Raw genomic sequence first — 20,524 nt, 5'->3', positions numbered from 1 at the left:
CCGGTCGCCGTCCCCTTGCGCCGAGTGGACGGATGACGCACTCCTGACGGCCGAATGGGTGCGGGATCCGCACTTTCGGCGGCGCCGAGGCGCGTTCACGTCCGTCGGCGGGCCCGGTTCCGGAGCGTATGCATCCCGGTTCGGGATGCACAGCGGTATGATCGGCTCGTGAGCACACAGATCGCCGTGCGGCTGCCCGATGACGTGGTGGCTTTCCTCGATCGCACCGTCGCGGCGGGAGAAGCGCCGAGCCGCGCCGCCCTCGTCACCTCCGCGGTCGAACGCGAGATGCGGCGTCGCCTCGCCGAGCAGGACGCCCGGATTCTCAGCGAGAGCGGGACGGCGGACGACCTCGACTCCCTCGTCGCCTGGTCCACCGGCACCGTCGAACTCGATGACTGAACCGTGCGGGAGATCTGCCTGGCGCACCTGGACACGACACGCCCCGTCGTCGTCCTCACGCGAGAGGCTGCGCGTGCGGCGATGACCACGGTGACCGTCGCGCCCATCACCTCCACGATCAGAGGCCTGTCCAGCGAAGTCCCGGTGGGCCGCGCCAACGGCCTCGATCACGACGGCGTCATCTCGATCGACAACATCGTCACCGTCCCCGCCGACCGGCTGGGACGCGGCCTCGGTTCCCTGAGCTCGAATCAGGAGCGCGCGCTGGCCCGAGCCGTGGTGCTGGCGTTCGACCTGGACCTGCCCCTGCTCGGTTGAAGGCGCCCGCACTCGCGATCTCGGGCCATGCGGTACCGACGCTCTCACTCCTTCACGGCGCCGGCACTCGCGTTCATGATCCGCCGCTGGAACACCACGAACACGATGGCCACCGGGACCGTCATCAGGGCCGCCGCCGCCAGCTTGAGCGGGAACTGGTTGCCCTGGCTCAACTGACCGGACGCCAGTTGGGCGACGCCCTTGGTCAGGGTGGTCAGTGCGGGGTCCTGGGTCGAGATGATGAAGTGGTTCAACTCGTTCCAGGAGCCCTGGAAGCTCAGGATGACGATCGTCATCAGCGCCGGCCGCGCCATCGGCAGCACCACCGACCAGAACGTGCGGAACACCCCGGCCCCGTCGATCCGGGCCTGCTCCTCCACCGACCGCGGGATGGCCTCGAAGAAGTTCTTCATGATGAACACGCCAGCGGCGTCCACGAGTAGGGGCAGCACCATGCCCGCGTACGAGTCGTAGATGCCCAGCTGGTTCACGACCAGGAACTTGGGGATCAGGAGCACCACCCCGGGCACCGCCATCACGGCGATGAGCAGGGCGAAGATCACCCCGCGCCCCCGGAACTGCAGCCGCGCCAGCGCGTAGCCGGCCAGGGAGTCGAAGAACACCCGGCCACAGGTGACCAGTACGGTGACGAGGAACGAGTTCTGCAACCACACCGGGAAATCGGAGTTGGCGAACAACTGCTGGTACGCTGCCGTCGTCCAGACCTGCGGGACCAGGGACAGCGCGTTCGCGGTGGCGTCCTCCTCGGTCTTGAACGACGAGGCCACCTGCACGAGGAACGGGAAGATGTAGATCACCGCGAGCACGATCAGTGCGACGTAGAGCACCCATCCGGCCCGCCCGCGGCGCTGCCGGCCGCCACCGGCACCGTTGCCGGTCCGGGTGATCGCCCGGCTCACGTTCTCACTCATGGTCTGGCTCATGGCCTGGCCTCCCGTCGAATACGGCGCCGGGCCGGAAGCCCGTCCCGCTCGGCCATCACCGCACGCTGGAGAACCGTGAGCACGACGATGATGGCGAACAGGACGAAGGCGATCGCCGCACCGCGGCCCCACTGCTGGTTGTTGAACGCCGCCTCGTAGGAGAGGTACGCGGGGGTCAACGTCGTCTTCGCCGGGCCGCCCTGCGTGCCCGTGTAGATCTGGTCGAACACCTGCCAGGTGCCGATCAGGCCGAGGGTGAGCACCGTGAACAGCGTGGGTCGCAGTTGCGGCACCGTGACGAACCAGAACCGCTGCCACGCGTTGGCGCCGTCCACCATCGCCGCCTCGTCGACCTCGTCGCCCAGGTTCTGCAGGGCCGCGATGAACAGCAGCATGAACGTGCCCGACGTCGTGAACACCGCCATCAAGATGAAGGCGCTCATCGCGACCGACGGGCCGGCGAGCCATTCCCAACCGCTGATCCCGAACAGGCTGGGACTGCTCAGGGCGGCCGGCGCGCGGTCCACCCCGACCACGCCGAACAGCAGGTGCAGCACTCCCCGCGGGTCCTGGAACCAGTTGGGCCCGTTGATGGAGAGGAACGAGAGCACCCGGTTGACCGCCCCGGAGGCGCTGAACAGGAACAGCCACAGCACCGTGATGGCCACCGAGCTGGTGACCGAGGGGAAGTAGAAGGCCGTGCGGAAGAAGCCGCGGCCCCGCAGGGCTCGCCGGCTGACCAGCACGGCGAGCACGAGCGCAATGGCGGTCTGCAACGGGACCACCAGCAGGACGTAGTACAGGTTGTTGCGCACGGCCGTCCCGAAGTCCCGGCCGGCCAGTCCCCGGCCACCGAGGACGTCCGCGTAGTTCGCGGCGCCGACGAACTGCACCGTCCCTGCAAACGGGCTGCCGCGGCCCGACCAGTTCGACACACTGACCCACGCGGCCATCACGACGGGCACCAGCAGGAAGACGCCGAGGACGAGGACGGTCGGTGTCACGAAGAGCCAGCCGGCCGTCCCCTCCCGCCGTGGACCACGCCGCCGTCCGGGGCGTCGACCCTCGTCAGGCACCGACGCGGGCCGGGTCTCGACGCTCGTCGCCATCGTGCGCTACTTCCCCGCGACGACGGGCTGGAGATTGGCCTGGGTGGCCGTCAGGATCGCCTTCGGATCGGCGGTCTTCAGCCCCTCGAGCTTGGCGTTCAGGTCCTTGATGACGGCGGCCGCGCCCGGCTGCAGGGGCAGGTTCTGGGCGTAGGCGGCGCCGGCGAGGAACGCCTTGTCCTGGGGGAACAAGGAACTGTACTGGTCGGCTGCCGACTGGACCGACGGCATCACACCGAACCCCTTGGCGAACGCCATCTGCTGCTCGGTGCTCGTCAGGTACTGCACGAGCTGCTGCGCCGCCCCCTTGTTCTTGCCGTCCGTGGAGAGCCCCCAGCAGTTGGTGAACTGGAGCGTGCCCTTGCCCGCCGGGCCGACCGGCAACTCGGCCACCGTGTACTTCACGTTCGGGTAGTCGTTCTTCATGGCCCCGGCGATCCAGTTGCCCTCGATCACCATCGCGGCCTGACCCTTGCCGAACGCTTCACCGCCCCATCCGGATCCGAGCTGGGACGAGTAGGCGGCGACGCCTTCGTTCAGGAGCTTCTTCACGTACGTCAGCGCCGTCACGTTCTGCTCGCTGTCCGCGGTGGCGGTCTTCCGGTCGGCGGATTCCAGGCCGCCGCCGGCCTGCGCCATGAACACTCCGACGCGGGCGATCTCCGGGCTCATGGCCAGGCCCTTGACCTTGTCGGTGGTCAGCTTCCGAGCCGTGGCCTCGAGCTGATCCCACGTCGTGGGAATGTCGGCGTCGGTCAATCCGGCCTTCGACCACAGGTCCTTGTTGATCACGAGACCGAGGGTCGAGAAGTCCTTGGGAGCGCAGTACAGCTTGCCGTTGTAGGTGAATGCCTCCCTCAGCTTCGGGTAGAAGTCCTCCTTGTTCGGCAGGTTGTCGCCGTAGGCCTCCAGGGACCCGTTGGATGCCCAGGCGCCGATCTGGTCACCGGAGACGTACAGGACGTCGGCCGGTTTACCGGACGCGAAGCCCTGGCTGGCCTGCTGGACCAGGTCGGAGGCGACGACGACGTCGGCCTTAACCCCGGACTGCTTCGACCAGGCGGCCACGGCGTTCTTGACGGAGGTGGTCTCCGCCTGGCCCGAGGAACCGATCAGGACGGAGATGGGGGTGCTGTTGGGCGCCTGGCTGGTCGCAGCGGCACCGCTGCTGTCGGACGATCCGGCGAACCCGGATCCACAGGCGCTGAGCGCGGTCAACGTGAGAATGGCGGCGGACGCGGTCAGGGCGAGACGACCGGAGCGGCGGCGGGTGGGGTGATTCATCAGATCCTCGTTTTCGGGAGTGGTGGTCGGGGGTGGTGGTCGGGGACGGGTCAGGGGGAGGTCGGGTCGAGCCGGCGGTCGAACTGGCGGGGGATGAGTTCGGGCTCCAGCAAGTCCTGCACCGGGACCGGCCGGGCGTCGGTCTCCGGTGTCGTCAGCCGGTCGATGAGCAGGTCGACCACGCGGCTCGCGGCGGCGGCGACCGGCTGGCGCACGCTGGAAAGACCCAGGGCGGCGGCCACCGGGGTGTCGTCGAAGCCGACCACGGCCGTGCGGGCGGTCTCGGCGTCGGTGGTACGGCGCAGCAGAGTGGATGCGCCGACCGCGAGGGAGTCGCTCGCGCAGACCGCCGCGGTCGCGCCGGCCCGGCGGGCCCAGTCCATGGCCTGGGTGCCCTCGACCACGCCGTCGGCGGTGCGCTGGTCGAGCGCGCCGGCGGCGAGGTCCTCCGCGGTGACACCGGACTGCGCCATCGCCTGCCGCCACCCGGCGCGCCGGTCGTCGCCGACGCCGGACCCCGCCGGCCAGCCGAGGAAGGCGATCCGGCGGTGGCCCAACCCGAGCAGGTGCTCGGTGGCCGTGCGCGTGCCGGCCGCGCCGTCGATGTCGATCCAGCTGTGGGCGGCGGGCCGGTCCTGCCAGGGGCGGCCGAAGGCGACGAAGGGGACGCCCGCCGCGGCGAGCGCGGCCGGTCGCGTGTCATCCAGGTGCGTGTCCGTGAGCACGCAGCCGTCGATCGCCCCGGCCGTGTGCAGGGCGCCCTGTTCGGTGGTCTCCGGCTCGTCGCCGGAGGCGGTGATCAGCAGCAGACGGTGGTCCCGCCGCTGGGCGCACTCGACGAGGGCGTGCAGGAACGCGTCCATCACCGATCCGTTGATGCCGTCGACGGCGGGACGGATGCGCAGTCCGATGACCTGCGAACGGCGGGAGCGCAGGGACCGGGCGGCGGCGGACGGGCGGTAGCCGCTGGCCCGGATCTCGGCGAGCACCCGGTCCCGCGTGCTCGCCTGGACGATCTGCGGGTTGTTCAGCACGTTAGAGATGGTCTGGCGCGAGACGCCGAGGGACGACGCCAGGCTCTGCAGGGTTGGCTTCTGCCCCATCGGTCCTCCCTCCGCGACGCTCTCGGCATTTGATCGATCCAATCGACTTGCACAAGAAGACTTTGAACGATCAAACTGATTGGGCACCATCATGTGATCCAGCTCATCCCGCTGTCAAGAGCCGGCCGTCGTCACGACCCGGTCCAGCCGACCACTGCCCGAGGGGGCCCTTCATGAGTGTCGACCAACCCGCGCTGCACGACGCCGTCGTCGTTCTCTCCGCGCCGATCCAGGTCTGGTCCGGTCGCGACGGATCCGTCGGGTCGGTCGCGGCCGGGTCCGGCTCTGGCTCCGGCTCCGTAGGCTCGGGCGCCGTGCCGCGCGGCGTCGACGGGATCTACTGCGGTGACGACCGGGTGATCCACGCGATGCAGGTCGACGTGCAGGTCGACGGGCAGGCCGACGGGCAGCGTTCCCCGCGGCTGGAGTTCCTCGGCGCGGTGACGCCCGGAGGCGGGACCGCCTCCTTCGACTTCGTCCTGCGCGTGCCCGGCCCCACCCCGGACCCCGTGGTGACCGTCCACCGCACCCGCTCCACCGACGGCACCGGCGCCGGTGAGACCCTCCTCGTTCGCTCGGCGCTGGAGCACGAGGTCGCCCTGCGGGTCAGCTGCGTCCTGTGGTCGGACTCCTCACCCCTCGATCTGATCAAGGCCGGCCACGCGACCACGGCGACCTCGCCGTCGATCGAGGGCAGCACGTGGCGGTGGCGCGGTCCTGCCACAACGGCGCGGGTCGTCGCGCCAGAGGCCCGGCACGCGGTCGTGCGGGACGGTGCCACCCACGGCATCCAGCTGACGTGGGACGTCGTCGTGCCCGCGAACGGGCAGCAGAGCCTCGGCTGGCGTCTCGAGCTGTGCGACGAGGAGGCGGTGATCGGACCGGCACCGGCCCCCGCGCACGATCCCGCGACCGTCGACCCGTCCACTCCCCTGGGCCGGCTGGTCCGCCGCGCGAGCGCGGACCTGGCCGGGCTGAGGATGAGCCTGGCCGCGGCGCCGGACCTCCCGTTCCTCGCGGCCGGCGCCCCGTGGTTCTTCACCCTGTTCGGCCGGGACTCCCTGATCGCGGCGCGGCTGATGCTCTCCGTCGATCCCGGGCTCGCGCTCGGCACCGTCCGGGCACTGGCCCATCTGCAGGGGACGACGACGGACCCGGACACGGGCGAGCAACCGGGCAAGATCCCGCACGAGGTCCGCCGCACGGCCGCCGATCTCGCCGACGACCGCTCCGTGCTGCCACCGGTCTACTACGGGACCATCGACGCCACCTGCCTGTGGATCATGCTGCTCGCGGACCTCGACACAGCCGGCGAGTCCGCGACGACCCGCGACCTGATGCCGGCGCTGCTACGGGCCCTGCACTGGCTGCGGGACGAGTCCGACGCCGACCACGACGGCTTCCTCGAGTACTTCGACGTCTCCGGGCACGGGCTGGCCAACCAGGGCTGGAAGGACTCCGCGGACTCGATCCGGTTCGCCGACGGCACCATCGCTACCGGCGCCATCGCGCTGTGCGAGGTCCAGGGATACGCCCATCAGGCCGCGTGCGAAGCGGCCCACCTGCTCGAACGACATGGTGACCTCGCGCGGCGGACCGTCGCCGACCTGGCGCTCGACCCGGAGCTGGCGGACCCGGACCGGTGGCGGCAGTGGGCCGACGAGCTCCGGACGCGGTTCGCCGACGCTTTCTGGGTGGCCGACGACGACGGCGCCTATCCGGCCCTCGCCCTCGACGGCGCGAAGCGCCCCGTCGACGGCGTCGCCTCCAACATGGGCCACCTGCTCGGCACGGGGCTGCTCGACCGCGCCCAGGAGGACCTCGTGGTCGATCGGCTGATGAGCCCGGCGATGTTCTCCGGCTACGGGATCCGCACCATGTCGACGACCAACGGCGCCTACTGGCCGCTGCGGTACCACGTCGGCTCGGTGTGGACGCACGACACCGCGATGATCCTCGACGGCATGCTCCGTCAGGGCTACCACGATGCCGCCCGGCGGCTCGCCGAGGGCCTGCTGCACGCCGCGGAGGGTTTCGACTTCCAGCTGCCCGAGTTGTTCTCCGGTGAATCGGCCGACGTGGTCTGGCCGCCGCAGCCCTACCCCGCGTCCTGCCACCCGCAGGCCTGGGCCGCGGCGTCCTGGGTGGTGGTGGCGCGCGCCCTCGCGAACCGGTGAAGTGCTCTGGTCGCGTTCCCTCCGATGACCTGGACCTGCCGCTGCTCGGTTGACGGCACGTTCGGAAGAGCCGAGCGCCTACACCGTCCCGACCGCCCGGCGCAGCTGCTCGGCGATGAACGCGTAGCTCGACCGCGCGGCGTCGTCGTCGAACCCGTCGTAGCCGTGGTCCGCGCCCGCGATCTCCCGGTACTCCGCCAGCGCCCCGACCGCCTCCAGCCGGTCCGCGTAGCGCTTCGCCTCCGCGCGCAGGACGTCGTACTCGGCGGCGATGACGACGGCCGGGGCGATGCCGGTCAGGTCGACGGTGTCGGCCGCGCCCGCCGGAGAGGCGAGCCGGTCCGCGCTGACCGAACGGTCGGGGATGTAGGAGTGGTCGAACACCTCCCGCATCCACGGCCGCAGCAACGGCTTGGCCAACGGCGAGCGTTTGAGCTGCGGGTCGATCGACAGGTCCACGGCCGGGTAGTGCAGCACCTGCAGCGCGATCGTTGGCCGTGACGTTCCCCCGCTGCCCTGCTCGAACGCCAGACGCGCCGCCCCCGCGGCCAGGCTGCCGCCCGCGCTCTGCCCGCCGACGGTGAGCCGGCTGCCGTCCCAGCCGTGCGCCGGCCCGTTCTCCGCGACCCAGCGGAGCACCTCGTGCATCTGGTGGATCGCCACGGGGAACCGGTGCTGCGGCGCGACGACGTAGTCGACGTTGAGCACGACCGCCCCGGTCTGGACCGCGAGCGCCCGGCAGAGCGGATCGTCCAGCTCGGTGGTCGCCATCACGAAGCCGCCGCCGTGCAGGTTGACGTGCACCGGCGGGAGACCGGTGCTGGCGGTTCCGTCGGCGCGGGCCGGGGCGGCGTCGGCCGGGGCCGCGCCGGTGCCGTCGGTCCCGGTGGCCCGGTACACCGTCGTCCGCGCGTCACCGACCGACGTCGGGATCAGCAGGTCCTCGGTCCGGGCCGTGAACTCCGGCAGCCGGGCGTGCATGCGGCGGTTCAGGCGCCGGCCGGCAGCGACCGTGCCGACCTGCATGAGCCGCGCGACGGCGGACGCGACCGGCGGGCGGGACAGGATCGACATGGGTCGGACCTCCGGGTCGAGGGGTTCGCACGTAATGAAGGCACGGTATCCGAGGCACCGCAGCGAACGCCCTTCAGCGAACGCCCTTCAACGGAGGAACCGGTCCGTACGCTTGGACGCATGGTCGACTACTTCGTGGGCGATCCCCGCACCAACCGGGAGCGCATGCTCGCCGGCGAGCTGTACATCTCCGACGACCCAGAGTCCGCCGCCGAGGCGCGACGCGGCATGAAGCTGGCCGCCCAGTACGCGGCCGCCTACTGGGACGACCCGGACGCCGCACAGTCGATCATCGCCCAGCTGCTCGGCCACCTCGGCGAGGACGCCCACGTCAAGCCGCCGATCTACGAAGCGGCCAGGCCGATCACCCTGAAGGACAACGTCTGGCTCGACGGCGGCGTGATCGTCTGCCCCGGCGTCACCATCGGGCAGAACAGCGTGATCGGCGCCGGCGTCGTCGTCACCCGCGACATCCCGGCCGATGCCGTCGCCGTCGGCAACCCCGCCCGCGTGGTCAAGAGCCTGTGAACGCGCCCGACGGGCCGGACGCCGAGCGCGACACCGGGCGCGACACCCGGCGCGACGCCGACGGGTACGCCGACCTGCGGTCCTACGCGGCGATCGGCGACGGCCGGTCGGTGGCCCTGGTGGCCCTCGACGGGCGGATCGACTGGCTGCCGCTGCCGGGCCTGCACGGGGTGCCCGCCTTCTCCGCGCTGCTCGACGCCGACCTCGGCGGCTACTACAGCCTCCGTCCGGTCGACGACTTCACCGTCTCCCGTGAGTACGTCGGCGCCACCAACGTGCTCGCCACGACGTTCACGACGGCGACCGGCAGCGTTCGCGTCACCGACTCCCTGAACCAGGGGGTGGCCGGACGGTTGCCGTGGGTGGAGCTCGCCCGGCGGGTCGAGGGACTGACCGGCACCGTGCCGATGCGCGCCGTCGTCATGCCCGGCACCGCGCTGCGCACCGCCTCCCCCTGGCTGGACGACACGGTGCACGGGCTGGTGATGCGCCTGGACGGGCTCACCCTGGGCGTACGCGCCGGCGAAGGCACCGACGTCGTCATGGAGGACGTCAGCCTGCGGATCACGTTCACCGCGACGACGGGCTCACGGCACATCGTCGGCCTCGTCGCGACCGAGCACGAGCCGCTGTTCCTGCAGGAACCGGTCCAGCTCGACGCCGGGATCGACCGCACCATCGACGCGTGGCGGGCCTGGAGCGAGCAGTTCCGCTGGAACGGGCCGTGGCAGGAACACGTCCACCGCAGCGCGCTGCTGCTGAAGTTGCTGCTCTACGCGCCGACCGGCGGGATGACGGCGGCGGCCACCACGTCGCTGCCCGAGTCGACCGTCGTGGCGAAGAACTGGGACTACCGGTTCGCGTGGGTGCGGGACACGGCATACTCGCTCAAGGCGCTGTTCCGGTTCGGGCTGCGGGAGGAGACCCACGCGGCGATGAGCTGGATGCTGCGCCGCGTCCGGGAGCACGGGCCCCAGCCGCGGATCTTCTACACCCTCGACGGGTCGGTACCGGGGCCGACTCTGCGGACCACCGACGCCCCGGGCTGGCGCGGCATCGGGCCCGTGGTACAGGGCAACGCCGCCGCCGACCAGCTGCAACTGGGCATCTTCGGCGACCTGTTCACCATCGTCCGGCTGTACGTGGACCACGGGCACGCGCTCGACACCGAGACCGGCCGGGTGCTCGCCGCGATCGCGGACCTGACCTGCGACCGGTGGCGCGAGCCCGACGCCGGCATGTGGGAGCTGCCGGAGAACCGGCACTACGTGACCTCCAAGCTCGGCGCGTGGGAGGCCCTGACCGGCGCGGTACGGCTGGCGAAGATCGGGCAGATCCCTGGCGACGCCGCCCGTTGGGAGGCCGAGGCGGAGAAGATCCGCGCCTGGGTGGAGACCTCCGGCTGGGACGAGGAGCGGCAGACCTACACCTGGTACCCCGGGTCGGCCGAGCTGGACGCCTCGATCCTGCTGCACGCCATCAGCGGTTTCGACCGTGGCGACCGGATGCGCTCGACCATCCGCGCCCTGCGCGCCGAGCTGTCCGACGGGCCGTGGCTGTACCGGCACTCCGGCATGCGGGAGGAGGAGCACGCGTTCGTGGCCTGCTCGTTCTGGCTGGTCTCCGCGCTGCACGTGACCGGCGAGCGGGAAGAGGCGCGCGCCCTGATGGAGGAGCTGGTGGCCCGGGCGACCAACGACGTCGGGATCATGGCCGAGATGATCGACCCGGCCACCGGCGACTTCTGGGGCAACCTCCCCCAGGCGCTCAGCCACCTGGCCCTGGTCAACGCCGCGATCACCCTGGCCGACGACGACGGGCGCTCCGCGGACGGCGCGGCGGACTGACTCGGCGTCGCCCAGCGGGGCCGAAAGCGTCAGGCGCCGTGCTCGGCCAGGAACGCGAGCAACGCGGGCTCCGCCGAGCGGAACCGGTCGGCTTCCTCGCCGCCGTCGCAGCGGCAGAGGGCGACGGTCACGTGATTCTCAGCGCGATGCACGACCTCCCACGTGCCGCCGGCGTCCGTCCAGCGGAGCAGGCGGTCCAGGTCGGGGGTCGCCACCGGAGATCCGGCGGGCGACGTCGTCACCGGGTCTCCCCCGACCGACGTCCGCCGGTCTCGCCCAGGATGCCCGCCAGGACGGTGCCGTGACTCAACTCGAGGTCCTTGGTGGCGGTCAGCAGGGTCACGGTCCCGGCCAGACCGTGCAGGGTCTGCAGCGCTTGCTGCGGTGCGTCGCCGTCGAGTTCTTCGCGATACCGCTCGGCGAACTCGTCGAACCGGCCGGGATCGTGCCCGTACCACTTGCGCAGGTCGGCGGAGGGGGCGACGTCCTTGAGCCACTCCTCGATGTCGGCGCCGTCCTTCCGCAGCCCGCGCGGCCACAGCCGGTCCACGAGGATGCGGTGGCCGTCGTCGTCGGTGGCGTCGTCGTACACCCGAGCCACCCGGTATCGGTCGCGCTTCGCCATACTCCCACCATGTCACGCGGGCCCGGTCGGCGGAACCGGGATCAGCGGGCCGGGATCAGCGGGCCGGGATCAGCGCCGGTACCAGCCGGACGAGGATCACCGTGATCACGAGTTCGACGAGGGTCTGGGTCACGACGACGATCGGTACGATGCCGAACTGCTCCGGCAGGGCGAAGGTCACCGGCAGCACGACCAGCGAGTTCCGGGTGACGCCGCTGAACACGACGGCGCGGCGGTCGGTGACGTCCAGCCGCGCGACCCGGCCGGCGAGCAGGCCGAGCCCGGTCATCACCGCGGCGAACAGCACGAACACGGGAACCGCCAGCAGCACCACCGTCAGGTCCTGGCCGACCCGGTGGATCTGGGAGGCGACGACGACGGCGAGGGTCGCCATCATCAGCGGCACCATGGCCGCGGCGGCCCCGTCCATCAGCGTCGCGGCGGGACTGAGGCCGCGAGCGTGGGCGCCCTGGGTGAGCCCGGCGGCGGCGAGCGGCAGCACGATGAAGAAAAGGAACGCCCCGAGGAACGGGCCGAGGTCGAGCAGTCCGAGCACGTCCGGCCCGACCGCGAGCGCGAGCACGAGCGGCACCACCACGAGCTGGAGCAGCATCAACAGCGGCGTGGTCGCGACGAGACGCTCGCTCGCCCCGCCGGCCAGCTTCGTGAAGACGATGACGTAGTCGATACACGGGGCCAACAGGACGATGAGCACGCCGAGCAGCAGCGCCGGCCGGTCCCCGCCCGCGTCCCCGGGGACGCCGTCGAGGACACCGCCGAGCACGCCCGCGAGCGCGAGCACGACGACGGGTACGACCACGAAGTTGACCGTCACCACGGCGCCGAGGAACCGTCCCGCCGTCAGCGCGCGCCGGACCCGGGTGATCGGCACGGCGAGGAACGTCGCGTAGAGCAGCAGGGCGAGGACCGGGGTGATGGCGGCCCCGGCGGGGGCGGCCAGCACCGGCACGGCCAGCCCGACGACGGCGCCGACCGCGATCGACGCCACGTACAGCGCGACCTGGTGCCGCTCCAGCCAGGGCGCGCCGCTCGCCGTCCCCTTCCTCGTCCCGCTCGCCGCTCTCACCCCACCATGGTGCCGCAGCCGCCCGACAGCCGTCAGAAGCGGTCGAGGCCGTAGCCGAAGACATAGGCCGACCCGGTGGCGTCCCGGTAGGCGTAGCCCGACGGCTCCTCGGTCCCGGGGATGTCCGAGGCCTTCGCGGTCACCGCGTCGACGTCGGCGGGGATCGTGTACGGCAGCGTCCCACTCGGCGTCACCGCGCCGCGGATCAGGTCGACCAGGGCGTCCGTGAGCACCCCGAACGTCCCGATCACGGCCGCGGCGCCCGGCCCGACCCGGTCCAGCAGCCACGGGTTGGTGAAATTGACCGCCAGCACCGTGGGCACGCGCCCCTCGATCTCGACGATCCGGTCGGCGTCGACGCCCGTGGACTCGTCCAGCGCGATGGACAGGTCGGTGTCCGGCTTGTCGTTCAGCAGCGACATACCCGGCCGCACCCACAGCAGGGCGTGCGTGGCGTCGTCGAGCGCGTCCACCACGGTGATCCCGGACGACGCGGACAGCGCCGCGGCGACCTCCCCGGCGATCCGCGCCGTCTCCCCCGCCGCGTCCGACCCGGTGAACACCTCGACGTACAACCGGACGTCACCCGGTCGGGCCGAGCCGGACGAGGGCGCCGGCGACGTGCCAGCCGAAACCGACGAGGCCGACGAGCCCGGCGAGGCCGACCCACCCGACCCGCCCGCCAGCGGCAGCAGCCCGGCGTCGTTGCGCAGCAGCACCAGCGAGCGCCGGTGCGCCGCGTCCGCGAGGACCTGGATCTCCCGGTCCTCGGCGATGGCCTGCGCGGCGTCGGGGTCGACGTACGGGTTCTCGAACAGGCCGAGGTCGAACATCTCCCTCAGCAGGTAGGCGACGGAGCGGTCGAGCTGGTCGACGCCGACCACGCCCTGCTCGACGGCGTCGATCAGCGGCTGCGGGTTCCCGTCGCCGGCGAAGGCGTTGACCCCGGCGTCGATGGCGCGAGCGAACCGCTGCGGCCGCGTCGCCGACTCCATCCCCCACGGCATGCCGGTGGAGATGCCCGTGTCGGAGTTGATGTAGCCGGTGAAGCCGAGCTCGCCGCGCAGGACGTCGTCCAGCAGGTACTTGTCGTACGCGAAACCGACCTCGTCGAACGGGCGGCCGCCGGGCAGCTGCGGGGCCGACATGGCGTTGGTGGTGGTCGCGTAGTACGGCATGATCGACGTCGTCCCCGCCTCGATCGCCGCCCGGAAGACCGGCAGGTGGTAGCGGTACAGGCTGCCCGCGGTGGGGTACGGCTGGTAGCGGCCGTGCTCGAAATGCGGGTCGTGGCCCTTATCGCGGGGGCCGCCGCCGGGGAAGTGCTTGGTGGTCAGGGACACCGAGTGAGCACCGAGCGTCTCGCCCTGGAAGCCGCGGGTGACGGCGCCGATCATGGCCGCGGCGCGCTCCGGGTTCTCCCCGAACGTGCCCGACGCGCGGGACCAGCGCGGCTCGGTGACGATGTCCGCCATGTACATGTAGCCCTTGGTGATGCCGGCGGCACGCCACTGCCGGGCGGCGAGCCGGCCGAACTCTTCGACCAGCCCGGCGTCGCCGGTGGCGGCCAGCCCCAGCTCACCGGGCCACTGCGACATCTGGTCTGCGGCCTCGGCGACCCCGAAGATCGCCGTGTCCGAGACGTGGTTGCGCGGGTTGGAGACCATGACGACGGGGATGCCGTGGGTCGAGGACTCGGCCAGTTCCTGCAGGGCGTTGGTCCAGACGGCGAGGTCGTGCGACGTCGGGTTGTCCCGGATGATCAGGTACCGCAGCCCCAGCTCACCGATCGCCTTCTCGGACCCGGTGTAGTCCAGGACCGGCGGGTCGAAGTGCTTCATCGTGGAGCCCTCGGCGGCCCAGAAGTTGGTGTCGGACCACTTCTCGTGCGTGTTGAGCAGTCCCTGGCCAGGGTCCTTGATGATCGCCGAGGCCCCCATGTAGTGGGAGGTGATCAGCATCAGGCCGGCCTTCTCCGCCGTCGACATCCGCCCGACGAGGTCGCGCACCCGCTCCGCGACCGGCAGCCGCCAGTCCTCGTAGGGGTCCAGGACGCCGTTGCCGTTCAGGTCCTTGAACTGCAGGCCGTCGACGGTGAGGGTCGGCGCGGACCGCGCCCCCAGGGTGGGCTGGGTGGTGGGAGGCGGGGTCATGGCGGTCCTTCCGGGGCGGCGTCATCGGCGGTCGGTTCCGACAGTAGTGACCGGCCGCCCGGCGCCGCCTGCGGTTGCCGGTGGTTGCCGGTGGTTCGCTGTCCCGGAAGGACTAGGAGTTCAGCGCACCAGCTGCGGCCTCCGCGTAAGCCTCGTCGTAGGCGGCGGCGACCTCGAGGACGGCCAGCACGCGGTCGCGCAGCTCCTCTCGCGGCCGGTCGGCCAGCTCGACCCAGCCTGGCTCGGGCGGGAACTCTGCGAGCGCTCGCCGCAGTCGACGCCGTTCGGGGTCGGGCACCACGTAGTCCTGGTCCACCACGTCGAGCACGTGGCGCAGTTCAGTACGCCCGGGGTCGCCGGTTTCCCGGAGGACCGCGATCGCGGCATCGAGCCAGCTCTCGTCGCCCGGCAACGCCTCCTCCACCGCGTCGGTCACGGCCATGAACAGCCACTGGCCGGCGGCCATCGCGGCCGGGTAGGCCTCCTCGTGCTCGTCGTACGGCAGCGCCACCGCGCGGTCGATGAAGGGCAGGCTCTTCTCCGGGTCGTCGTGATTGCGGACCGCCTTCTCCAGCAGGTTCTGCGCGGCCGTCAGCAGGGACCGGCTGAAGGGCAGCAGCGTGCGGCCCGAGGCAATCGCAACCGAGCCGAGCGGCCGGTCGCTGAGGCGCCGGAGGATATCGGAGGCGGTGATGGTCTCGTCACGGGGGAGGTCGTCGGACACGCTCCGACCCTAACCCGTCGGACCCACCGTCGTCAGTCCCCGCCGATCCGCCGTGGCAGAGTCGTGCCCATGACGACGCACTGGACCACTCGCGCCGAGACGGCCGCGGACATCCCGGCCGTCGACGCCGTCGTCCGCGCCGCCTTCCCGACCGCCGACGAGGCGGATCTCGTGGCCGGGTTGCGCCGCGACCCGGCGTGGATCGACGGCCTGTCCGTGGTGGCGACGACGACCGGTGGCACGGTGGTCGGGCATGCCCTACTGACCCGGTGCCACATCGACGACACACCGGCCCTGTGCCTGGCACCGTGCGCGGTGCTGCCCGCCCAGCAGGGTTCCGGCGCCGGTTCGGCCGCGATCCGGGCGGTGCTGCAGGCTGCGCGGGCGGCGGGCGAGGCCTTCGTCGTCGTCCTCGGCCACCCCGGCTACTACCCGCGCTTCGGCTTCGAGCGCGCGTCGGCGCACGGCATCGGGCTGAGCATCGACGTGCCCGACGACGCCCTGATGGCGCTCTCGCTGGACCCGCGGCGCTCCCTGCCCGCGGGCACGGTCCGCTACGCGGCGCCCTTCGGGATCTGCCGCCCTACCGCCCCTCCGCCCCTCCCGATTCCGGGTCTTCCCTTCGACCTCCGACCTCCGACGCCAGGTCGCGACTCTGGCTGCATGACGCCGATCCGACGCCGAATGCCGCCGGACTCCGCGAGCTGGCGGGACGAGGCGCCTTGACAGGGCCACGTCGGTGCCGCCCACTGGACAGCATGACGACGCGGATCACCGTCGAGGAGCTCGGGCGGTTGCGCCGTGATCTGCTCGCCGGACTGAGCGGCACGGTGCTGGAGATCGGCGCCGGGGAGGGTCGAGACCTGACCGACGTGCCCGCGTCGGTGGACTGGGTCGGCGTGGAACCGTCGCGGCGAGCACGACGCCGGTTGGCTTCCGTGGCGGCGGACCGCGGCTTCCGGGCGCCGCTCGACGCGCGGGCCGAGGCGCTGCCGGTTGCCGACGACAGCGTCGACGTCGTGCTCGCCGTATTGGCGCTGTGCAGCGTCGACGATCTCGACCTCGCCCTGGCCGAGGCGCGACGGGTGCTCCGACCGGACGGCCGACTGGTGTTTTTCGAGCACGTGGCGGCGCCGGCCGGAAGTGGACTGCGGGCGCTACAGCGGTTCGCCACGCCGCTGACGGCCTCGCTGGACCGGAATTGTCACCTCGCCCGCGACCCGGTGGCGGCGGCGAAACGCGCCGGCTTCGTGACGACGTCACTGGACCGCTACGACGTCACCGGCCGGGTGCCGGGCATGGCATGGCCGTTCGTGGTGTACGAGGGTGCGGTCAGCGACGGCGGAAGATGAGCTGCTCGACCTCATCCGGCGTGATCTCGAGGACGCCTGACCACTCGGCCATCGCATCGACGTACCGCTGATAGCTGGCGGTTGCCGTCCAGTACAGGTTGAGCCGCTGGACGTCCTGCGCGTTTGCGGTGAACCATCGAGCGACGACGGCGTCCATGATCGGGGTGATGGCGACGCTGCCCTGACCCGACGCGGCAATAGTGGCGAAGCTGATGAATTTGGTGCCGAAGGCAGGCCCCCAGTAACGGAAGAACGAGGGGTCCTGTTTGCGCGCTGCGCCCGCCCAGTTGTAAGCAGCCAGGCCCCCGTCAGTCTGCGCAATGCGCGCCAGTTGCAGCAGCTCCGAGCCGAAGTCCCTGCCGTTTTCCGTGTTCGAGGCAACCGCCCGGGCCGCACGGAACGGTCCGTTGTTCGCGTGGGCGTATCCCCACACGTACGACGCCATGAAAGCATCGAGCGCCGCGTCGGGAGTTTCGATGACCTGGAAGTGCTCGACGACGGACTTGCGGTCGACCTCGTCGGGGAGCGCTTCCAGCACCGGACGCTCGGGCAGTCCACGGTTGGCGAGAGCCTCCCGCCACTTCGATCGCCGCCAGGCGAAAGCCTCCTGTTGCGGCCGCCCCTGGGCGTTCCACTCATCGAAACGCACACGCAGGTCACTGGGCAGAGCAGTCATGAGTCCCCCTCCAAGGTGAGCGCTCCCCTGAGCGCCCCACAGACACGATAGCCGCACGTCAACCCCGATTCCCCGACGACCCACGCCAGCTCGTGGAGTTTGGCTGCATCCGGGCAGGAATCGGCTCGATATGCCGCCAAACTCCGCTTGCTGGCATCAGCTCGTGAACATCGACCGACCATCGAGTGCGGCCTGCACCTGCGTGCGCTGCAGGCCGGTCTCCTGCGCTATCCACCCGGGGGTGCCCTCTCCCTTGGCATCGACCTCGCGGATCAGCGCAGCAAGCTCCTCGCCGCACCGGTTCACCGCGGCGACGATCTCGCGCAGCTCGTGCGCCTTCGACGCGAGTCGTGCGGCGTCGTCGTCCGAGCCGGGGAGCACCATGTGCGTCCTGTCACCGATAGGGAATTCCCAGTCAGCCATCGCGTCCTCTCCGTCGTCGACCCGCCACGGTCAGGCTAGAACACCGCATCGGGCCCTCGAGAGACCGGGCATGCCCCGCTGCCTTCCGGCGTTGTCTCGTGCATCACGAGTCCGCCCGCGAGGAGGAGAAGGCCATGACCTCAACCCCAGAGAACAATGCTCCGATCGCCGTCGTCGGCGCCACCGGTCAGCAGGGAGGGTCCGTGATCGATGCCCTGCTCGACCGCGGCGCCTCCGTCCGCGCCCTGGTCCGCGACCCGCAGGCCGACAAGGCGAGGGCCCTGGCCGACCGGGGCGTCGAGCTGAGCCGGGGCGACGTCACTGATCTCGCCTCGCTGGACGCCCTGTTCGACGGCGTCGCCGCCGCGTTCGCCATGACGACCATGGCCGGGCCCGACGGCATCGAGGGCGAGGTGGCGTCCGGCACCGCGATCGCCGACGCCGCGGCCCGCGCCCACGTGCCGCACCTCGTCTTCAGCTCCGTCGGCGGCGCCGAGCGGCACACCGGCATCCCTCATTTCGAGAGCAAGCGCCGCGTCGAGGAGCACATCGCGTCCCTCGGCCTGCACGCGACCGTCGTCCGGCCCGTGTACTTCATGGAGAACCTCACCGGCTTCGGCGTCAGCGTCGAGGACGGAGACGTCGTCGTGCGGATGGCGCTGCCGGACGGTGTCCCGCTGCAGATGGTCGCCGTGCGCGACATCGGCCGGGTTGCCGCCGCCATCCTGCTCGGCGGGACCGACGTCGAGGGCGGCAGTATCGAGATCGCCAGCGACTCCCGCACCGGAAGCGATATCGCGAAGGCCATCGGCGAACACGCCGGCCTGCCCGCCCGCTTCGAAGCGCTGCCGCTGCAAGCGCTCCCCACCGAGGACCTGACGGCGATGTTCCGCTGGTTCGCCGAGACACCCGCCTACCAGGCGGACATCGATCAGGTGCGCGCCCTGGTGCCGGACCTGCTCGACCTGCCGGCATGGCTGGCGCAGACCGGCTGGACGCCGGGCCGCTGACCCCCAGGCCCCCATTCCCACGCCAGCTCGTCATTAGATGTTCCATCAGGCCAAAATTCGGCCTTCCGTGAGCATCTAATGACGACCTGGCTGTAGGAGCGACCAACGGTGTACCCGCAGGGCCTCCCTTTCGCCGCCCGCCGCGCGTAGCGTCGTCGACGGAACGGAACGGCACAACGAGGAACAGCACCACGAGAGGACACCGTCATGGAGTACACGCGACTGGGATCGTCGGGCCTGAAGGTCAGCCGGATCGTGCTGGGGTGCATGAGCTTCGGCACGCCGGGCTCGCAGCTGGAGTGGTCGCTGGGCGACGACGACGCCGAGCCGATCTTCCGGCAGGCCGTCGAGGCGGGCATCACCTTCTGGGACACCGCGAACGTCTACGGGCACGGGTCGTCGGAGGAGATCGTCGGCCGCGCCATTGAGAAGTACACCTCCCGCGAGCAGGTGGTGCTCGCGACGAAGCTCTTCTCCCCCATGCACGACGGTCCCGGCGGCCAGGGCCTGTCCCGCAAGGCCGTGATGGAGCAGATCGACGCATCCCTGCAGCGGCTGAACACCGACTACGTCGACCTCTACCAGATCCACCGGTTCGACCCGGACACCCCGGTCGAGGAGACGATGGAGGCCCTGCACGACGTCGTCAAGGCCGGCAAGGTGCGCTACCTCGGGGCGTCCTCGATGTGGGCGTGGCAGTTCGCGAAGCTGCAGAGCGCCGCGTTCGACGGCGGGTGGACACCGTTCGTGTCGATGCAGGACCAGTACAACCTGCTGATGCGCGAGGAGGAACGGGAGATGTTCGGCCTGCTCGCCGATCAGGGCGTCGGCTGCATCCCGTGGTCCCCGCTCGCGCAGGGCAAGGTCGCCCGGCCCTGGGGTCAACAGGGCACCAAGCGCTCCGACGAGGACCGGCAGACCGACGGGCAGGGCCGGCCCCTGTGGCGCGACGGCGACGAGCAGGTGGTCGGGGCCGTCGAGCGGATCGCCCAGGACCGTGGGGTCTCCATGGCCCAGGTGGCTCTCGCCTGGGTGCTGCGCAACCCCGTCGTCACCGCCCCGATCGTCGGGGCGACCAAGCAGCACCACCTCGAGGACGCCGTCGCCGCGCTCGACGTCGACCTGACCGACGACGAGGTCGCCGCACTCGAGGAGCACTACGAGCTGCGGGAACCCACCTTCTTCTGAGTCAGCGCTGGTAAACCTCGCCATGAGCGCGCATAATGGAGGTGAACAGCGTCATTGAGAAGGAGGTGGCGGCGTGGGGATCCGGCCGACATCGCGGCCCGTCCTGCGCGCCGCCGCCGACATCGGCCAGCAGCTCACCACCTGGCGGAAGCTGCTCGGACTGACCGCCGAGCAGGTCGCCGACCGAGGGGGCATCTCGCGCGACACCCTGCGACGGATCGAGCACGGCGACCCCGGCGTCAACTTCGCCGCCGTCCTCTCCGTCGCCCGCGGCCTTGGCGTCCTGGACGCGATCGTCACCGCCACCGACCCCTATGAGACCGACCTCGGCCGGGCCCGCGCCGATCAGACCTGAGTTGGGTCACTTGCTGTGGTCTCGACAAGCTAGAGGGGGCTGACGTGGGGTGATGGTCGGGGTTAGTGTGTTGTTAAGGCACTAAGCGGGGGTCGGTAGGATCGGCTGGTGGCCTGGGTTCGCAGAGTCCGCACGGCCTCGGGGG

Annotated in this window: 22 protein-coding genes; 10 read left to right on the top strand and 12 right to left on the bottom strand. The window is 71.1% G+C overall.

The features are described from left to right. Positions 1 to 168: 168 nt before the first annotated feature. Both BKD30_RS06675 and BKD30_RS06670 read left to right on the top strand, forming a co-directional pair. Entirely contained in the window at positions 169 to 402 is a 234-nt protein-coding gene (locus tag BKD30_RS06675; protein WP_076703385.1) for a YlcI/YnfO family protein, read from the top strand. A gap of 3 nt (positions 403 to 405) precedes the next feature. Then, complete coding sequence (locus tag BKD30_RS06670) at positions 406 to 720, top strand: type II toxin-antitoxin system PemK/MazF family toxin (RefSeq protein ID WP_076703383.1); 315 nt, start codon at positions 406 to 408, stop codon at positions 718 to 720. Positions 721 to 764: 44 nt separating this feature from the next. On the opposite strand, the gene BKD30_RS06665 is transcribed toward BKD30_RS06670, so the two are convergent. From BKD30_RS06665 to BKD30_RS06650, 4 genes are read right to left on the bottom strand one after another with little or no spacing between them, the layout of a single operon-like run. Next, positions 765 to 1,652 carry a carbohydrate ABC transporter permease gene (locus BKD30_RS06665; RefSeq protein ID WP_076703381.1) on the bottom strand — a complete coding sequence of 296 codons (888 nt, stop codon included), beginning with the start codon at positions 1,650 to 1,652 and terminating at the stop codon, positions 765 to 767. Between the two features lie 8 nt (positions 1,653 to 1,660). Continuing rightward, positions 1,661 to 2,773: a carbohydrate ABC transporter permease gene (locus tag BKD30_RS06660; RefSeq protein ID WP_076703379.1), complete on the bottom strand. Its 1,113-nt coding sequence runs from the start codon at positions 2,771 to 2,773 to the stop codon at positions 1,661 to 1,663. A gap of 6 nt (positions 2,774 to 2,779) precedes the next feature. Next, a complete protein-coding gene (locus BKD30_RS06655; RefSeq protein WP_076703377.1) occupies positions 2,780 to 4,057 on the bottom strand; it encodes a sugar ABC transporter substrate-binding protein in 1,278 nt (425 codons plus the stop codon). A gap of 50 nt (positions 4,058 to 4,107) precedes the next feature. Beyond that, positions 4,108 to 5,160 carry a LacI family DNA-binding transcriptional regulator gene (locus BKD30_RS06650; protein WP_076703375.1) on the bottom strand — a complete coding sequence of 351 codons (1,053 nt, stop codon included), beginning with the start codon at positions 5,158 to 5,160 and terminating at the stop codon, positions 4,108 to 4,110. A 173-nt stretch (positions 5,161 to 5,333) separates the two neighbouring features. Here BKD30_RS06650 and BKD30_RS06645 point away from each other — a divergent pair, with 173 nt between their 5' ends. Continuing rightward, positions 5,334 to 7,337: an amylo-alpha-1,6-glucosidase gene (locus BKD30_RS06645; protein WP_076703373.1), complete on the top strand. Its 2,004-nt coding sequence runs from the start codon at positions 5,334 to 5,336 to the stop codon at positions 7,335 to 7,337. 78 nt (positions 7,338 to 7,415) lie between these two features. Here the strand turns inward: BKD30_RS06645 and BKD30_RS06640 are convergent, their stop codons facing one another. Beyond that, the gene (locus tag BKD30_RS06640) at positions 7,416 to 8,411 is read right to left on the bottom strand and encodes an alpha/beta hydrolase (protein ID WP_173893043.1); all 996 of its coding nucleotides are present in this window, start codon (positions 8,409 to 8,411) and stop codon (positions 7,416 to 7,418) included. Positions 8,412 to 8,531: 120 nt separating this feature from the next. Between BKD30_RS06640 and BKD30_RS06635 the strand changes: the two genes are divergently transcribed. Next, the gene (locus tag BKD30_RS06635) at positions 8,532 to 8,939 is read left to right on the top strand and encodes a maltose acetyltransferase domain-containing protein (protein WP_076703371.1); all 408 of its coding nucleotides are present in this window, start codon (positions 8,532 to 8,534) and stop codon (positions 8,937 to 8,939) included. After that, positions 8,936 to 10,786: a glycoside hydrolase family 15 protein gene (locus tag BKD30_RS06630; protein ID WP_083956082.1), complete on the top strand. Its 1,851-nt coding sequence runs from the start codon at positions 8,936 to 8,938 to the stop codon at positions 10,784 to 10,786. The genes BKD30_RS06635 and BKD30_RS06630 overlap by 4 nt, the downstream gene beginning before the upstream one ends. A 29-nt stretch (positions 10,787 to 10,815) precedes the next feature. Here the strand turns inward: BKD30_RS06630 and BKD30_RS06625 are convergent, their stop codons facing one another. The 5 genes from BKD30_RS06625 to BKD30_RS06605 form a co-directional block, all read right to left on the bottom strand. After that, on the bottom strand, positions 10,816 to 11,028 hold the full coding sequence (locus BKD30_RS06625; protein ID WP_076703369.1) for a hypothetical protein: 213 nt from the start codon (positions 11,026 to 11,028) through the stop codon (positions 10,816 to 10,818). Then, a complete protein-coding gene (locus tag BKD30_RS06620; protein WP_076703368.1) occupies positions 11,025 to 11,411 on the bottom strand; it encodes a DUF488 domain-containing protein in 387 nt (128 codons plus the stop codon). Before BKD30_RS06620 ends, BKD30_RS06625 begins: the two co-directional genes overlap by 4 nt. A gap of 55 nt (positions 11,412 to 11,466) precedes the next feature. Further along, a complete protein-coding gene (locus BKD30_RS06615) occupies positions 11,467 to 12,498 on the bottom strand; it encodes an arsenic resistance protein (RefSeq protein WP_076703366.1) in 1,032 nt (343 codons plus the stop codon). Between the two features lie 32 nt (positions 12,499 to 12,530). After that, positions 12,531 to 14,651, bottom strand: coding sequence for a glycoside hydrolase family 3 protein (locus BKD30_RS06610; RefSeq protein WP_076703364.1), 2,121 nt, complete (start codon positions 14,649 to 14,651; stop codon positions 12,531 to 12,533). A 112-nt stretch (positions 14,652 to 14,763) separates the two neighbouring features. Then, complete coding sequence (locus BKD30_RS06605; RefSeq protein ID WP_076703362.1) at positions 14,764 to 15,375, bottom strand: hypothetical protein; 612 nt, start codon at positions 15,373 to 15,375, stop codon at positions 14,764 to 14,766. A gap of 69 nt (positions 15,376 to 15,444) precedes the next feature. Between BKD30_RS06605 and BKD30_RS06600 the strand changes: the two genes are divergently transcribed. After that, on the top strand, positions 15,445 to 16,101 hold the full coding sequence (locus BKD30_RS06600) for a GNAT family N-acetyltransferase (RefSeq protein ID WP_083956081.1): 657 nt from the start codon (positions 15,445 to 15,447) through the stop codon (positions 16,099 to 16,101). 32 nt (positions 16,102 to 16,133) lie between these two features. After that, complete coding sequence (locus BKD30_RS06595) at positions 16,134 to 16,727, top strand: class I SAM-dependent methyltransferase (protein ID WP_076703360.1); 594 nt, start codon at positions 16,134 to 16,136, stop codon at positions 16,725 to 16,727. Here the strand turns inward: BKD30_RS06595 and BKD30_RS06590 are convergent. Both BKD30_RS06590 and BKD30_RS06585 read right to left on the bottom strand, forming a co-directional pair. Then, positions 16,708 to 17,403 carry an 8-oxoguanine DNA glycosylase OGG fold protein gene (locus BKD30_RS06590; protein WP_143588090.1) on the bottom strand — a complete coding sequence of 232 codons (696 nt, stop codon included), beginning with the start codon at positions 17,401 to 17,403 and terminating at the stop codon, positions 16,708 to 16,710. The genes BKD30_RS06595 and BKD30_RS06590 overlap by 20 nt on opposite strands. Positions 17,404 to 17,559: 156 nt before the next feature. Then, positions 17,560 to 17,826, bottom strand: coding sequence for a hypothetical protein (locus BKD30_RS06585; protein ID WP_143588089.1), 267 nt, complete (start codon positions 17,824 to 17,826; stop codon positions 17,560 to 17,562). A gap of 134 nt (positions 17,827 to 17,960) precedes the next feature. Here BKD30_RS06585 and BKD30_RS06580 point away from each other — a divergent pair, with 134 nt between their 5' ends. The 3 genes from BKD30_RS06580 to BKD30_RS06570 all read left to right on the top strand — a co-directional run bounded on the left by BKD30_RS06580 (position 17,961) and on the right by BKD30_RS06570 (position 20,379). Beyond that, positions 17,961 to 18,836, top strand: coding sequence for an NmrA/HSCARG family protein (locus tag BKD30_RS06580; RefSeq protein ID WP_076703354.1), 876 nt, complete (start codon positions 17,961 to 17,963; stop codon positions 18,834 to 18,836). A 207-nt stretch (positions 18,837 to 19,043) separates the two neighbouring features. After that, complete coding sequence (locus tag BKD30_RS06575; protein WP_076703352.1) at positions 19,044 to 20,024, top strand: aldo/keto reductase; 981 nt, start codon at positions 19,044 to 19,046, stop codon at positions 20,022 to 20,024. 73 nt (positions 20,025 to 20,097) lie between these two features. Continuing rightward, a complete protein-coding gene (locus BKD30_RS06570) occupies positions 20,098 to 20,379 on the top strand; it encodes a helix-turn-helix domain-containing protein (RefSeq protein WP_235861538.1) in 282 nt (93 codons plus the stop codon). The last annotated feature ends 145 nt before the right edge of the window (positions 20,380 to 20,524 follow it).

Origin of the sequence: Tersicoccus phoenicis, from assembly GCF_001968835.1 — a bacterium.
GTDB classification, from domain to species: Bacteria; Actinomycetota; Actinomycetes; order Actinomycetales; family Micrococcaceae; genus Tersicoccus; species Tersicoccus phoenicis.
Note: the sequence above shows the minus strand (reverse complement) of the source record. Positions and strands in the feature narration are given on the sequence as shown.

Excerpts from the sequence above, each read along its gene's own strand:
- BKD30_RS06650 (WP_076703375.1), bottom strand. The coding sequence starts at position 5,160 with ATGGGGCAGAAGCCAACCCTGCAGAGCCTGGCGTCGTCCCTCGGCGTC.
- BKD30_RS06590 (WP_143588090.1), bottom strand. The coding sequence starts at position 17,403 with ATGACTGCTCTGCCCAGTGACCTGCGTGTGCGTTTCGATGAGTGGAAC.
- BKD30_RS06620 (WP_076703368.1), bottom strand. The coding sequence starts at position 11,411 with ATGGCGAAGCGCGACCGATACCGGGTGGCTCGGGTGTACGACGACGCC.
- BKD30_RS06585 (WP_143588089.1), bottom strand. The coding sequence starts at position 17,826 with ATGGCTGACTGGGAATTCCCTATCGGTGACAGGACGCACATGGTGCTC.
- BKD30_RS06610 (WP_076703364.1), bottom strand. The coding sequence starts at position 14,651 with ATGACCCCGCCTCCCACCACCCAGCCCACCCTGGGGGCGCGGTCCGCG.
- BKD30_RS06645 (WP_076703373.1), top strand. The coding sequence starts at position 5,334 with ATGAGTGTCGACCAACCCGCGCTGCACGACGCCGTCGTCGTTCTCTCC.
- BKD30_RS06595 (WP_076703360.1), top strand. The coding sequence starts at position 16,134 with ATGACGACGCGGATCACCGTCGAGGAGCTCGGGCGGTTGCGCCGTGAT.
- BKD30_RS06635 (WP_076703371.1), top strand. The coding sequence starts at position 8,532 with ATGGTCGACTACTTCGTGGGCGATCCCCGCACCAACCGGGAGCGCATG.
- BKD30_RS06575 (WP_076703352.1), top strand. The coding sequence starts at position 19,044 with ATGGAGTACACGCGACTGGGATCGTCGGGCCTGAAGGTCAGCCGGATC.
- BKD30_RS06655 (WP_076703377.1), bottom strand. The coding sequence starts at position 4,057 with ATGAATCACCCCACCCGCCGCCGCTCCGGTCGTCTCGCCCTGACCGCG.
- BKD30_RS06600 (WP_083956081.1), top strand. The coding sequence starts at position 15,445 with ATGACGACGCACTGGACCACTCGCGCCGAGACGGCCGCGGACATCCCG.
- BKD30_RS06665 (WP_076703381.1), bottom strand. The coding sequence starts at position 1,652 with ATGAGTGAGAACGTGAGCCGGGCGATCACCCGGACCGGCAACGGTGCC.
- BKD30_RS06660 (WP_076703379.1), bottom strand. The coding sequence starts at position 2,773 with ATGGCGACGAGCGTCGAGACCCGGCCCGCGTCGGTGCCTGACGAGGGT.
- BKD30_RS06580 (WP_076703354.1), top strand. The coding sequence starts at position 17,961 with ATGACCTCAACCCCAGAGAACAATGCTCCGATCGCCGTCGTCGGCGCC.
- BKD30_RS06640 (WP_173893043.1), bottom strand. The coding sequence starts at position 8,411 with ATGTCGATCCTGTCCCGCCCGCCGGTCGCGTCCGCCGTCGCGCGGCTC.